This window comes from Streptomyces sp. NPDC090442 (assembly GCF_044769405.1).
Classification (GTDB): domain Bacteria; phylum Actinomycetota; class Actinomycetes; order Streptomycetales; family Streptomycetaceae; genus Streptomyces.
In genome coordinates, this window is record NZ_JBIVXW010000021.1 from 1 (window position 1) to 12,851 (window position 12,851).

The 12,851-nt window shown below is 72.6% G+C and carries 13 protein-coding genes; 9 read left to right on the forward strand and 4 right to left on the reverse strand.

Going from position 1 to position 12,851, the window contains the following annotated elements; all coding sequences use genetic code 11:
- Positions 1–155: 155 nt before the first annotated feature.
- Both tsaE and ACIQU6_RS16855 read left to right on the forward strand, forming a co-directional pair.
- Complete coding sequence (gene tsaE / locus ACIQU6_RS16850; protein WP_403482382.1) at positions 156–692, forward strand: tRNA (adenosine(37)-N6)-threonylcarbamoyltransferase complex ATPase subunit type 1 TsaE; 537 nt, start codon at positions 156–158, stop codon at positions 690–692.
- 178 nt (positions 693–870) lie between these two features.
- A complete protein-coding gene (locus ACIQU6_RS16855) occupies positions 871–1,113 on the forward strand; it encodes a hypothetical protein (RefSeq protein WP_403482383.1) in 243 nt (80 codons plus the stop codon).
- A 70-nt stretch (positions 1,114–1,183) separates the two neighbouring features.
- Here the strand turns inward: ACIQU6_RS16855 and ACIQU6_RS16860 are convergent, their stop codons facing one another.
- Positions 1,184–1,762 carry a hypothetical protein gene (locus ACIQU6_RS16860; RefSeq protein WP_403482384.1) on the reverse strand — a complete coding sequence of 193 codons (579 nt, stop codon included), beginning with the start codon at positions 1,760–1,762 and terminating at the stop codon, positions 1,184–1,186.
- A 129-nt stretch (positions 1,763–1,891) separates the two neighbouring features.
- Here ACIQU6_RS16860 and tsaB point away from each other — a divergent pair, with 129 nt between their 5' ends.
- From tsaB to ACIQU6_RS16880, 4 genes are all read left to right on the forward strand, one after another.
- A complete protein-coding gene (gene tsaB, locus ACIQU6_RS16865) occupies positions 1,892–2,551 on the forward strand; it encodes a tRNA (adenosine(37)-N6)-threonylcarbamoyltransferase complex dimerization subunit type 1 TsaB (protein ID WP_403482385.1) in 660 nt (219 codons plus the stop codon).
- 50 nt (positions 2,552–2,601) lie between these two features.
- Positions 2,602–3,126 carry a GNAT family N-acetyltransferase gene (locus ACIQU6_RS16870; RefSeq protein WP_403482464.1) on the forward strand — a complete coding sequence of 175 codons (525 nt, stop codon included), beginning with the start codon at positions 2,602–2,604 and terminating at the stop codon, positions 3,124–3,126.
- A 2-nt stretch (positions 3,127–3,128) separates the two neighbouring features.
- On the forward strand, positions 3,129–4,256 hold the full coding sequence (tsaD, locus tag ACIQU6_RS16875; RefSeq protein WP_403482386.1) for a tRNA (adenosine(37)-N6)-threonylcarbamoyltransferase complex transferase subunit TsaD: 1,128 nt from the start codon (positions 3,129–3,131) through the stop codon (positions 4,254–4,256).
- 98 nt (positions 4,257–4,354) lie between these two features.
- Positions 4,355–4,723, forward strand: coding sequence for a hypothetical protein (locus ACIQU6_RS16880; protein ID WP_403482387.1), 369 nt, complete (start codon positions 4,355–4,357; stop codon positions 4,721–4,723).
- 16 nt (positions 4,724–4,739) lie between these two features.
- Here the strand turns inward: ACIQU6_RS16880 and ACIQU6_RS16885 are convergent, their stop codons facing one another.
- Positions 4,740–5,987 carry a methyltransferase domain-containing protein gene (locus ACIQU6_RS16885; protein ID WP_403482388.1) on the reverse strand — a complete coding sequence of 416 codons (1,248 nt, stop codon included), beginning with the start codon at positions 5,985–5,987 and terminating at the stop codon, positions 4,740–4,742.
- 68 nt (positions 5,988–6,055) lie between these two features.
- On the reverse strand, positions 6,056–7,489 hold the full coding sequence (locus ACIQU6_RS16890) for an FtsW/RodA/SpoVE family cell cycle protein (protein ID WP_403482465.1): 1,434 nt from the start codon (positions 7,487–7,489) through the stop codon (positions 6,056–6,058).
- A gap of 409 nt (positions 7,490–7,898) precedes the next feature.
- On the opposite strand from ACIQU6_RS16890, the gene groES reads away from it, so the two are divergent.
- Positions 7,899–8,207 carry a co-chaperone GroES gene (gene groES / locus ACIQU6_RS16895; protein WP_016571324.1) on the forward strand — a complete coding sequence of 103 codons (309 nt, stop codon included), beginning with the start codon at positions 7,899–7,901 and terminating at the stop codon, positions 8,205–8,207.
- Positions 8,208–8,341: 134 nt separating this feature from the next.
- Complete coding sequence (gene groL / locus ACIQU6_RS16900) at positions 8,342–9,967, forward strand: chaperonin GroEL (protein ID WP_403482389.1); 1,626 nt, start codon at positions 8,342–8,344, stop codon at positions 9,965–9,967.
- Positions 9,968–10,365: 398 nt separating this feature from the next.
- On the opposite strand, the gene ACIQU6_RS16905 is transcribed toward groL, so the two are convergent.
- The gene (locus ACIQU6_RS16905) at positions 10,366–11,379 is read right to left on the reverse strand and encodes a hydroxyacid dehydrogenase (protein WP_403482390.1); all 1,014 of its coding nucleotides are present in this window, start codon (positions 11,377–11,379) and stop codon (positions 10,366–10,368) included.
- 616 nt (positions 11,380–11,995) lie between these two features.
- Between ACIQU6_RS16905 and ACIQU6_RS16910 the strand changes: the two genes are divergently transcribed.
- Positions 11,996–12,769, forward strand: coding sequence for an SDR family NAD(P)-dependent oxidoreductase (locus tag ACIQU6_RS16910; RefSeq protein WP_403482391.1), 774 nt, complete (start codon positions 11,996–11,998; stop codon positions 12,767–12,769).
- The last annotated feature ends 82 nt before the right edge of the window (positions 12,770–12,851 follow it).

A 12,851-nucleotide genomic window follows, 5' to 3' on the forward strand; every position in this document is an offset into this window, starting at 1 on the left:
TTGCCGAAATGTCCCCATAGCTCCGCTATGAAGACATCCCGGCGCCTTGCGATCGCACGCACCAGACGCCGCTCCTTCCTCCACGGAGATCCGTCGGAAGCGCCCTAGGGCGCGGACGCGGGCCCCCGCCCCGTCCGGGCCGTACCATTTGCGGCATGAGCACCACTGCCGCGACTGCCCGCGTAACCGTCAAGTCCCCCGAGCAGATGCAGGAGTTGGGCCGCCGGTTGGCGCCGTTGCTGCGCCCCGGCGATCTGGTGCTGCTCACCGGCGAGCTGGGCGCGGGGAAGACGACGCTCACCCGCGGCCTGGGCGAGGCCCTGGGTGTGCGGGGCGCCGTGACCTCGCCGACCTTCGTCATCGCCCGGGTGCACCCGTCGCTCACCGGTGGCCCGGCGCTGGTGCACGTCGACGCGTACCGGCTCGGCGGCGGCCTGGACGAGATGGAGGACCTGGACCTCGACGTCTCGCTGCCGGAGTCGGTGGTGGTCGTCGAGTGGGGCGACGGCAAGGTCGAGGAGCTGTCGGAGGACCGGCTGCACGTCGTCATCGGGCGGGCCGTGGGCGCCGACGCCCCCGGTGGGCTGGTGGGGCACCCGGAGGAGGACGCGGACGACGTCCGCGAGGTGACGGTCACCGGGATCGGCGCGCGCTGGGCGGACGCCGGCCTTCCCGAGCTGGAGATCTGCTGACGGGCGGGCCCGAAGGGCGCTTGATCGGGCCAGCCGGCCCGGTAGTTTCCGACAAGCCGTCGGCAAGATGTTGCGCGGCGGGTGCCGGGCATGGTCACATGGGTGTGAGAGCCCTGGTTAGGTGTACCTAAGTAGAGCCTGACCCCAGTCGCTTGCCCCAGGAGCCCGGGAGGCGTCCATGTCCCCCCACCAGTCCGCCCCCACCCCGGCGGCCGGGCGCGCCGAGCCGGATGCGCGCCGCGCGGCGCCGACGATGAACGAACTGCTCGCGGCCTGTGCCGCGGCCACCGCCGTCTCCACGCCGCCGGAGATCGCGGAGGGGCCGCGTGCGGAAAAGGAGAAAGCGGGCGAACGGAGCGATGCGGGGGAAAGCGGTGGGCAGGCGTCCGCCCCGTCCACTCCGGGGCGCGACGCCGCGTAGTCCGTAGGGGCGAAGCGAGCGGGGCCCGCAGGGCGGTCGGCGGACGCGGCCCGCGGCCCCCGGCGAACGACTAGGGAACGACGACGACCTGCACGCCGCGCAGTGCGAAGTCCCACAGCGCCGCGCCGTCCTCGCGCGACTCCCGGATGCCGCCGGTCTTCTTCGCGTTCGGGCCGGTCGCCGCGGGCGTCGAGCCGTCGACCGCCGCGCTGAAGCCGATGACCACGCCGTTCACGGCGGCGAACCGCACCACGTGCTCGATCGCCACCCCGTCCGAGCCGGTCACGCTCACCGAACGCGAGGTGACCGGGTACGTCCCCGGCGTCGGGCTCACCGCGCTCGGCGCGACCGTGAACGTCCGCTGCGCGGTGCCGTCCGCGCCGACCAGCCAGACCCGCTTGGCGCCCAGCGCGTAGACCACGCGCTTGCCGGTGCCGGACTGCTCCGGGACGGGCGCCGGGGCCGGCGGCTTGTCCTTCTTGTCGTGCTGGTCGTCGGCGGCCGGCTGGTGGGCGGCGGCCTTCGCGTCGCCCCGTACCGGAGCGAGCGGGCCGGATGCGGCGGCGGACGCCTGGTAACCGAGCAGGCCGATCACGACCAGGGCGGCCGCGGTGAGACCGGTGACGATCGTGCTGCTCTTAGCGGGCACCGCGGTGCCACCTTTCCGTACGCTCCCGCCCGCGAACGGGCAGGCTGTGGGCTTGGGCTGACTGGGCTGGCTGGGGACCGACGGTAGCACCGGAACGGGCACCGCCGGCCGCGCCGTAGTCTTTAAGGCGTGCTGCTGCTAGCTCTTGACACCGCCACCCCCGCCGTCACCGTCGCGCTCCACGACGGCTCCCGCACCCTCGCCGCCGCCGGCGAGGTGGACGCCCGCCGGCACGGCGAACTGCTGTTGCCCGCCGTCGACCGGGTGCTGGCCGAGGCCGGGCACAAGCTGGCCGAGGTCACCGACATCGTCGTCGGCGTGGGCCCCGGCCCGTACACCGGGCTGCGGGTGGGGCTGGTGACCGCCACCACCTTCGGGGCGGCGCTGGACGTCCCCGTCCACGGCCTGTGCTCGCTGGACGGCATCGCCCACGCCTCGGGCCTGACCGAGCCGTTCGTCGTGGCCACCGACGCCCGCCGCAAGGAGGTCTACTGGGCCCGCTACGCGGACGCGCGGACGCGGCTGACCGACCCCGCCGTCGACCGCCCCGCCGACATCGCCGAGCAGGTCGCCGGCGTCCCGGCCGTCGGCGCCGGCGCGCTGCTCTACGACACCGTCTTCACCGGCGTCCACCGGGACGGCCCCGCGCACCAGTCCGCCGCCGCGCTCGCCGAACTGGCCGCCGCCAAGCTGGCCGCCGGCGAGGAGCTGCTGCCGCCGCGCCCGCTGTACCTGCGCCGCCCCGACGCCCAGGTGCCCGCCAACTACAAGGTGGTCACCCCGAAGTGAGCGGTCCCGCGGACGCGGCCGTGACCGCATCCCCCGCCGCACTGCGGGAGATGCGGTGGTGGGACCTGCCCGGCGTGCTGGAGCTGGAGCGCGACCTGTTCCCCGAGGACGCCTGGTCGCCGGGGATGTTCTGGTCCGAACTCGCCCACGCCCGCGGCCCGTTGGCCACCCGCCGCTATCTCGTCGCCGAGGTGACGGAGCCGCCGCGTAGCGGTGTCGGTCAGGGGCGGTGGTCGGGCGGGGGGCCGGCCCGGATCGTCGGCTACGGCGGCCTGGCCGCGATCGACGGCACCGGCGACGTCCAGACCATCGCCACCGCCCGCGACCAGTGGGGCACCGGCCTCGGCGGCCGGCTGCTGGCCGCGCTGCTGGGCGCCGCCACCGCCTTCGAGTGCCACGAGGTGCTGCTGGAGGTGCGGGTCGACAACGCCCGCGCCCAGCGCCTCTACGAGCGCTTCGGCTTCGAGCCGATCGGCTTCCGCCGCGGCTACTACCAACCCGGCAACGTCGACGCACTGGTGATGCGCCGCCCCTCCCAGACCTCCTCCGAAGCACCCTCCGTACAAGGAACGTGAACATGGCTGACTCCCGCGGCGGACCGCTCGTCCTCGGCATCGAGACCTCCTGCGACGAGACCGGCGTCGGCATCGTCCGCGGTCACACCCTGCTCGCCGACGTGGTCGCCTCCAGCGTCGACGAGCACGCCCGCTTCGGCGGTGTGGTGCCCGAGGTGGCCTCCCGCGCGCACCTGGAGGCGATGGTCCCCACCATCCAGCGCGCCCTGAAGGAGGCCGGGGTGGCCGCCTCCGACCTGGACGGCATCGCGGTCACCGCGGGCCCCGGCCTGGCCGGCGCGCTGCTGGTGGGCGTCTCGGCCGCCAAGGCGTACGCCTACGCGCTGGGCAAGCCGCTCTACGGCGTCAACCACCTCGCCTCGCACATCTGCGTCGACCAGCTGGAGCACGGCCCGCTGCCGGAGCCGACGATGGCGCTGCTGGTCAGCGGCGGCCACTCCTCGCTGCTGCTGGCCCCGGACATCACCTCCGACGTCCGCCCGCTCGGCTCGACCATCGACGACGCGGCCGGCGAGGCGTTCGACAAGGTGGCGCGGGTGCTCCACCTCGGCTTCCCCGGCGGCCCGGTCATCGACCGCTACGCGCGCGAGGGCGACCCGGAGGCGATCCGCTTCCCGCGCGGGCTGACCGGCCCCCGCGACCCGCGCTACGACTTCTCCTTCTCCGGCCTGAAGACCGCGGTGGCCCGTTGGATCGAGGCCAAGCGGGCGGCCGGGGAGGAGGTCCCGGTGGCGGACGTCTCGGCGTCGTTCCAGGAGGCGGTCGTCGACGTGCTGACCCGTAAGGCCGTGCGGGCCTGCAAGGACAACGGCGTGGACCACCTGATGATCGGCGGCGGGGTGGCGGCCAACTCCCGGCTGCGGGCGATGGCCGAGCGCCGCTGCGAGGACGCCGGCATCCGACTGCGGGTGCCGCGGCCCAAGTTGTGCACCGACAACGGGGCGATGGTCGCGGCCCTGGGAGCCGAGATGGTGGCCCGCAACCGCCCGGCCTCCGCCTGGGAGCTCTCCGCGGACTCCTCGCTGCCGGTCACCGAGCCCCACGTCCCGGCCCCGGACGGCCACGACCACGGTCACGGCCATGACCACGACCACTTCCACGAGTTGAGCAAGGACAACCTGTACTCCTAGGCGCCCGGCGCCCGTTGGGGCCCGGGCGCGGCCCGTATCCTGGTGGTCGGGCGCGGGGGGAAGCGCCCGGGGCACGCACGGGGAAGCGGGGGCGCGCGGTGAACTGGTGGTATCTCTTCATGCTGGCCGGACCGGCGGTCTACGCCGGCTCCGCGGCGAGCGGCACGATCCGCAGGGCGCTGAAGACGCGCCACCAGCGCAAGTTGGACCTCATCGAGGCCCGGCGGGAAGACCGGCTGGCGCTGGAGGCCGCGGACCAGCCGCCGGCCCCGGTGTGCGGCTGCGAGCACCACCTCGCCAAGCACGACAAGCAGGGCCGCTGCCACGAGACGGTCGAGGCCGCCGTCGCCTGGGACGCCGCGAAGAAGCCGGTCCGCTACGAGGCCCGGCAGTGCAGCTGCCAGCAGTACGTGGGCCCGCAGCCGCTCTCCCGCGTCTACGCCGAGGAGTTGACCGACCTGGGCTGAGCGGCCGCCGGGCCGGTCAGGCGCCCTCGGCCGCCGGGTGCCCCAGCAGCATCGTGGGCGCCCCCGCGACGCGGGTGAGGAAGACCGTGCAGGAGTGCGGCCCGGCCAACTTGAGCTTCCGGCGCAGCTCCTCGGGCTCCACCGCGGAACCGCGCTTCTTGATCACCGCGACGCCCACCCCGCGCTCCCGCAGCAGCGCCTTGAGCTTCTTGACGTTGAACGGCAGCACGTCGGTGATGGCGTAGGCGGTCGCGTACGGCGTCGGCACCAGTCGGTCCGCGGTCACATAGGCGATCGTCGGGTCGATCAGCCGGCCGTCGACCTGCTCGGCGACGTCCGCGACCAGGTGGGCGCGGATGACCGCGCCGTCCGGCTCGTAGAGCCAGTCGCCGACCCTCCCCGGCTCGGGATCGGGCAGACCGGCGCCGACCAGGGAGTCCCCGGCGGGCAGCAGGGTGGCGCGGCGGACGCCGCCCCGACCGGTACCGAACCACAGGACGGCCTCCTTCACGTCCCCCGCGTCGGAGATCCACTCCGTCTCGGCGTCCTCGGGCAGCGCCTCGTGCGGCACCCCCGGCGCGATCTTCAACGCCGCGAACGGCGCCGTGCGGGCCGCGCCGATCGCCCAGGACAGCGGCGGCGAGTACGCCTCCGGGTCGAAGACGCGGCCACCCGTCGCCCAGCCGCCACCCCTGGCCGAGGCGCTGCGCGCCGCCCCTCTTGTCGGCGCCTTGGTACGCCGCGCCGGGTCCACGAACACCGCGTCGTACCCGGCGGTGTCGACCTCCGTGACGTCCGCGCACCGCACCTCGATCAGGTCCGCCAGGCCCAGCGCCTCGGCGTTGGCCCGGGCCGCCGCGCAGGCCAGCGGGTCGCGGTCCACGGCCAGCACCCGGACCCCGGCCCGGGCCGACGCCAGCGCGTCGCCGCCGATCCCGCAGCACAGGTCCGCCAGGGTCCGCACGCCCAGCGCGGCGAGCCGGGCGGCGCGGTGGGCGGCCACCGGGGCGCGGGTGGACTGCTCGACCCCGTTGGGCGTGAAGTACATCCGTGCGGCGTCCGCGCCGAACTTCGCGGCCGCCCGCTGCCGCAGCCGGGCCTGCCCGAGCGCGGCGGAGACCAGCGGGGCGGGGTGGTCGCGGCGGAGCCGGGTGGCGGTCGCCAGCTCGTCCGCCGGGTCGTAGTCCCGCAGGGCGGCCAGGAGTTGCTGCCCCTCGGGGGCGAGCAGTGCGGAGAAGGTGTCGAGGTCGGTCATCGGCACCATTGTGGGCCACGCACGCGTGCCGGCCCGCGGATGGTCCGCTGGCCGGCACGTGGGCGGTCGTGGCGTCGTCAGGCCCCGGGTTCGTTCCCGGTGATCCGCGGCACCCGTTGGGTGGCGTCCGCGTCCGGCCGCTCCGGGGCCGGACGGACCGGCTCCCGGCGCCGCTGGGCGCTGTCGCTGACCCGTAGCAGCACCGCCACCATCACCCAGTTCGCGACCAGTGACGAACCGCCCTTGGCGAGGAACGGCAGGGCCTTACCGGTCAGCGGGATCAGCCCGGTGACGCCGCCGGTGACGACGAAGACCTGGAGCAGCAGCGCACCGGCGAGGCCGACGGCCAGCAGCTTGCCGAACGGGTCGCGGGCGGTCAGCCCCACCCGCAGGCCGCGCTGGGCCAGCAGCCCGTAGAGCAGCAGCACGGCCATCACCCCGGCCAGGCCCAGCTCCTCGCCGACGGTGGTGAGGATGAAGTCGCTGTTGCCGGCGAAGCCGATCAGCTCGGGGTGGCCCTGGCCCAGCCCGGTGCCGCCGATCCCGCCGCTGCCGAAGCTGAACAGCGCCTGGGCGGCCTGGTCGGAGATCAGGCCCGGCGGTCGCTTGTTCTCCGGCAGGAAGATGTCCATCGGGTGCAGCCAGGCCATCACACGGCCCTTGACGTGCGGTTCGGTCGAGCCGACGACGGCGGCGCCGACGACGGCCATCAGCAGACCGCAGACCACCCAACTGGTGCGCTCGGTGGCCATGTAAAGCATGATCACGAAAACGCCGAAGAAGATCAGCGAGGTGCCCAGGTCGCGCTCGAAGACCAGCACCAGCAGGCTGATCACCCAGATCGTGAAGATCGGCCCGAGCTGCCGGCCCGGCGGCAGCTGCATGCCCATCACCCGGCGCCCGGACAGCGCCAACGCATCGCGGTTCACTGTGAGATAGCCCGCGAAGAACACCACGATCATGATCTTCACGAACTCGCCGGGCTGCATCGACAGCGGCCCGAGCATGATCCAGCGCTTGGCGCCGAACTGGTCCGCGCCGAAGAACGCCGGCGCCATCAACAGCACCAGCGCCACGGCCATCGTCAGATAGATGTAGCGCTGCAGGAGCCGGTGGTCGCGCAGCACCATCAGGATCACGATGCAGACCGCGACCCCGATCACCGTCCACACCAACTGCCCGGTCGCCGCCTGCGCGATCTTCAGCCGGGGTTTCTCCGCGTAGGTGATGTCCAGCCGGTGCAGCAGCACCAGCCCGATCCCGGTCAGCATGGTCGCCAACGGCAGGATCAGCGGATCGGCGCGCGGCGCGAACCGGCGGACGACCAGGTGCGGCACCAGCGCGATGAAGAACATGCTCACCGCGAAGCCGGCCAGCCCGCCGGGGAGCTGCCCCTTCATGGACAACTCGGTGTAGGCGTAGCCGAAGACGGTGATGAGCACCACAAAGCCCAGCAGCCAGCCCTCGGTCCGCCGACGGTTCGGGGCCTGGGCCAGCGCGGCGAACGTCATGGTGCGTTCGGCGTCGCTCTCCGGTCCCCCGGAATCCCGGGGAGCGCTGGTCAGTCCACGCACGGTTCCTCCGCCATCGATGGGTCAGGGCCGCAGGGCGGCCGGGTCGCGGCCCGGTGTCAGCGGTCCCGGGGACAAGACGGGGCAGCCACGGGCCTGGTTGCGGCCGAGCGGGAAGGTGTGTCCGACTCCACGCCCGGCCGACCGGCAGCAGACACGGTACGCGTCTCCGCCGCGCTGGCACTCCGCTTGACCGAGTGCTAACGGCGTCATAGTCTCAGCGTTGGCACTCCCCGACGGAGAGTGCCAACACAGCGACGGGCAGGTCCGGCACCCGCGACGACGGATCCACCTGGTCGCCACCTCAGACAGTTAACCCCGTGAGATCTCCGAAGGGGGAGGTCGGATCGTGACGACCGCCAGCTCCAAGGTTGCCATCAAGCCGCTTGAGGACCGCATTGTGGTCCAGCCGCTCGACGCCGAGCAGACCACGGCCTCGGGCCTGGTCATTCCGGACACCGCGAAGGAGAAGCCCCAGGAGGGCGTCGTCCTGGCGATCGGTCCGGGTCGCTTCGAGGACGGTAAGCGCGTCGAGCTCGACGTCAAGGTCGGCGACGTCGTTCTCTACAGCAAGTACGGCGGCACCGAGGTGAAGTACAGCGGCGAGGAGTACCTCGTCCTCTCGGCACGCGACGTGCTCGCGATCGTCGAGAAGTAAGTCACCCGGAATTGCCCTGATCTGCGCCCCTGGTTCCCGCGTTCTCACCGACCGGGGCAGGGGCGCAGTTCGTTTTCGCGAGAGCGGTCACGGCGGCGAGGCCGACGATCGCAACGAGAGGACTTGAAGCACCCATGGCGAAGATCCTGAAGTTCGACGAGGACGCCCGTCGCGCCCTTGAGCGCGGCGTCAACAAGCTGGCCGACACGGTCAAGGTCACCATCGGCCCCAAGGGTCGCAACGTCGTGATCGACAAGAAGTTCGGCGCCCCGACCATCACCAACGACGGCGTCACCATCGCCCGCGAGGTCGAGGTCGAGGACGCGTACGAGAACCTCGGCGCCCAGCTCGTCAAGGAGGTGGCGACCAAGACCAACGACATCGCGGGTGACGGCACCACCACCGCCACCGTGCTGGCCCAGGCGCTGGTCCGCGAGGGTCTGCGCAACGTCGCCGCGGGTGCCTCTCCCGCCGCCCTGAAGAAGGGCATCGACGCCGCCGTCAAGGCCGTCTCCGACGACCTGCTGGCGACCGCCCGCCCGATCGACGACAAGTCCGACATCGCCGCCGTGGCCGCGCTGTCCGCCCAGGACGCCCAGGTCGGCGAGCTCATCGCCGAGGCGATGGACAAGGTCGGCAAGGACGGCGTGATCACCGTCGAGGAGTCCAACACCTTCGGCCTGGAGCTGGACTTCACCGAGGGCATGGCCTTCGACAAGGGCTACCTCTCGCCGTACATGGTCACCGACCAGGAGCGCATGGAGGCCGTCCTCGACGACCCCTACATCCTGATCCACCAGGGCAAGATCTCCTCCATCCAGGACCTGCTCCCGCTGCTGGAGAAGATCATCCAGGCCGGCGCCTCCAAGCCGCTGCTGATCATCGCCGAGGACGTCGAGGGCGAGGCGCTCTCCACCCTCGTCGTCAACAAGATCCGCGGCACCTTCAACGCGGTGGCCGTCAAGGCCCCCGGCTTCGGTGACCGCCGCAAGGCGATGCTCGGCGACATGGCCACCCTCACCGGCGGCACCGTCGTCGCCGAAGAGGTCGGCCTCAAGCTGGACCAGGTCGGCCTGGACGTGCTCGGCACCGCCCGCCGCGTGACCGTCACCAAGGACGACACCACCATCGTCGACGGTGGCGGCAACAGCGAGGACGTCCAGGGCCGCGTCGCCCAGATCAAGGCCGAGATCGAGGCCACCGACTCCGACTGGGACCGCGAGAAGCTCCAGGAGCGCCTCGCCAAGCTGGCCGGCGGCGTCTGCGTGATCCGCGTCGGTGCGGCCACCGAGGTCGAGCTCAAGGAGAAGAAGCACCGCCTGGAGGACGCCATCTCCGCGACCCGCGCCGCGGTCGAGGAGGGCATCGTCTCCGGTGGTGGCTCCGCCCTCGTCCACGCCGTCAAGGTCCTGGAGGGCAACCTCGGCAAGGACGGCGACGAGGCCACCGGTGTCGCCGTGGTCCGCCGCGCCGCCGTCGAGCCGCTGCGCTGGATCGCCGAGAACGCCGGCCTTGAGGGCTACGTGATCACCTCCAAGGTGGCCGAGCTCGACAAGGGCAACGGCTTCAACGCCGCCACCGGCGAGTACGGCGACCTGGTCAAGGCCGGCGTCATCGACCCGGTCAAGGTCACCCGCTCCGCCCTGGAGAACGCCGCCTCCATCGCCTCCCTGCTGCTCACGACCGAGACCCTGGTCGTCGAGAAGAAGGAAGAGGAAGAGGCCCCGGCCGCCGGCCACGGTCACGGCCACGCGCACTAACACCTCGCGCACACCCGCCGGCCACGCCCACGCCGGCACCCGAGGCCCGGCCCCCACTCACCGGGGGGCCGGGCCTCGCCCGTTCTCCGGGCCCACCGATGGCCTGCTGGCTCTCGGCCTCTGTCCGGTTCCCACCCGGGCCCCGTCCGGATCCGGGCAGGTTCTCACCCGGCCTCCCCTTCCAGGTCTCCCGCCAGGTTCTCCGCCAGCCAAGTTGCCGCCGGATTCGAGTCCTTGTGGTCAGGCCCTTGCGGCCAGGGCCATGTCATCGAGCCTTGGCCTGAACAGCAGGGGCGCCTTGTCGGGCTCGCGACATCTCATGACGCTTCATCACAACTCATCATGAATCGTTACGACTCGTGATGACGCGTGACGGCCCGTCGACGCGCGACGGCTCGTCAGGCCGAGTGGTCCAGCTCCTCCCGTCGCACCGGGGTCGCGAACGGCAGCCCCTTCCCGTACCGCTCCAACTCGTCCAGGGCGTGGTCGGCCATCCGGTGCAGCTCGGTGCCCAGCGAACCGGCGATGTGTGGGGTGAGCAGCACGTTCGGCAAGGCGTACAACGGCGAGTCCGCGGGCGGCAGTTCGGGCTCGGTGACGTCCAACACCGCGGCGATCCGCCCGCTGGAGACCTCCGCCACCAGCGCCGCCTCGTCGATCAGCGAGCCGCGCGAGGTGTTGATCAGTGTCGCCCCGTCGGGCATCAGGGCCAGCTCGCGCGCGCCGATCAGGTGCCGGGTCGCGGGCACCTCCGGGGCGTGCACGCTCACCACGTCGCTCCCCGCGCACAACTCCGCCAACGGAACGCGGCGCACGCCCAACCGCCCCGCCTCCTCGTCGTCCACATACGGGTCGAACAACAACACCCGCAGCGCGAACGGGCGTAGCAATTCAACGACCCGGCGGCCTATGCGGGAGGCGCCGACGATGCCGACGGTGCGGCCGTGGTTGCCGGCGCCGTCCAGCTCGCGCAGCCAGTCGTGGGGCCGGCCGCGCAGGGCGCGGTAGCGGTGGGCGGTGTGCAGCACGCGCTTGTTCGCGAACAGGATGGCGGCGAGGGTGTACTCGGCCACCGGCAACGCGTTGACGGCCGCCGCCGAGCTGACCGCGATGCCCCGCTCCCAACAGGCCGTCGTCACAAGCTGCTTGACGGATCCGGCCGCGTGCACGACCGCCCGCAGTCGGGGCGCCGCGGTAAGCACCTCCGCCGTGAGCGGCGGGGCGCCCCAGCAGGTCAGCAACACCTCGGCCTCGGCGAGAGCAGCGGCTACCTCGGGCCCCGTCGCGGCCAACTCGTGCGCCACAAGCTGGCAATCCGTCCTGGCCAGCCCCTCCAACCGGGCCCGCTGCGCCTCCCCGAGCAGTCTTCCCGCGATCCCCGGCCCCATGGCCAAAAGCACGTCCGGACGCATCCCGCGACTCCTCTCTCGCCCCACCGTGCCGGGCGTGGTCCACTGCCTTGCTCGCCGCCGCCTCCTCTTATCCGGCAACGAACGCGAGGCTGCGGGGAGTTCCACGTTCCGTTACGGATTGTAATCGGTGGGTGAGGAGTGGTGGGGGCGTTGGGGATATGCCCGCACAGTGAGGAAGTGAGGAAGTGAGGAGGGGAAAGGAGGAGGCGGGCGGCCAACGGACCGCGGTCGGCGACGCCGCCCCAGCGGGCGCACCCGCGTAGCCGACCCCGGCCGAGACGGCGGGGTAGCCGCCCACGGTGCCGGGGCGGAGGGGATGTCCCGGAGCCCGCCCGCAGGATCTGGAGCGAACTCCCGGGCATTTTTCAGGTGACTGACCAGAGGTGCCCGCACCGAGGACGGGTGCCGGGACAGCCCCTCCGACCCCACCCACCGAGGGGAGGCGGACGACCCCAGCCACCACGGCACGGAAAGCCAACAGCGCGAGGCGGCCACGAACCACCCCACCCACCCCGCCGCCACGGCCCGCGGCCACCCACCGGCCGGGCCCGGCGGAAGGCGAACGCCACGGTGGCCGCGAGCGTGGGAAGTCCGTCGGCCCCGCTACCGTTCCGGTATGACGACTGCACTGATCACAGGAGCAACAGCCGGCATCGGCGCCGCATTCGCCCGCCGTCTCGCGAGTGACGGGCACAGCGTGGTGCTGGTGGCGCGCGACGAGAAGCGGCTGCGGGAACAGGCCACCGAACTGCACGACCGGCACGGGATCGAGGCGGAGGTGCTGAGCGCCGACCTCGCGACCGAGGACGGGATCGCCGCCGTCGAGGCCCGTTTGGCGGACCCGAAGCACCCGGTGGACCTGCTGGTCAACAACGCCGGGTTCGGCAACAAGGGCGAGTACCTCGAAGTCCCGATGGCCGACGAGTTGACGATGCTGAAGGTGCACTGTGAAGCGGTGTTGCGGCTGACCACCGCGGCCGTGCGCGGGATGCGCGAGCGCCGTCGCGGCGCCGTGGTCAACGTGGCGTCGGTCGCGGCGTTCGTCCCGCGCGGCACGTACGGCGCGAGCAAGGCGTGGGTCGTGCAGTTCACCCAGGGCGCGGCCCGCGACCTGGCCGGCAGCGGGGTGCGCCTGATGGCGCTGTGCCCGGGCTTCGTGCGGACCGAGTTCCACCAACGGGCCGGCATGGGGACGGACAACATTCCGGGCTGGCTGTGGCTCGACGCGGACCGGCTCGTGGACGCGGCCATGAAGGACCTGGCGCGCGGCAAGTCGCTCTCCGTCCCGGACCCGCGCTACAAGGCCCTGATGGGCGCGGTGAAGCTGGCCCCGCGCGGCGTCCTCGGCGGCCTCACCTCCCGTACGGGACGGAAGTACGGCCCGAAGTAGGGGAGTTGGACGCCGGGCGATGGAACTCGGGAGCGTGCCCCGTGGGTGCGACCCGCCGGGCGGCGGGTCGCACCGAGGTGTC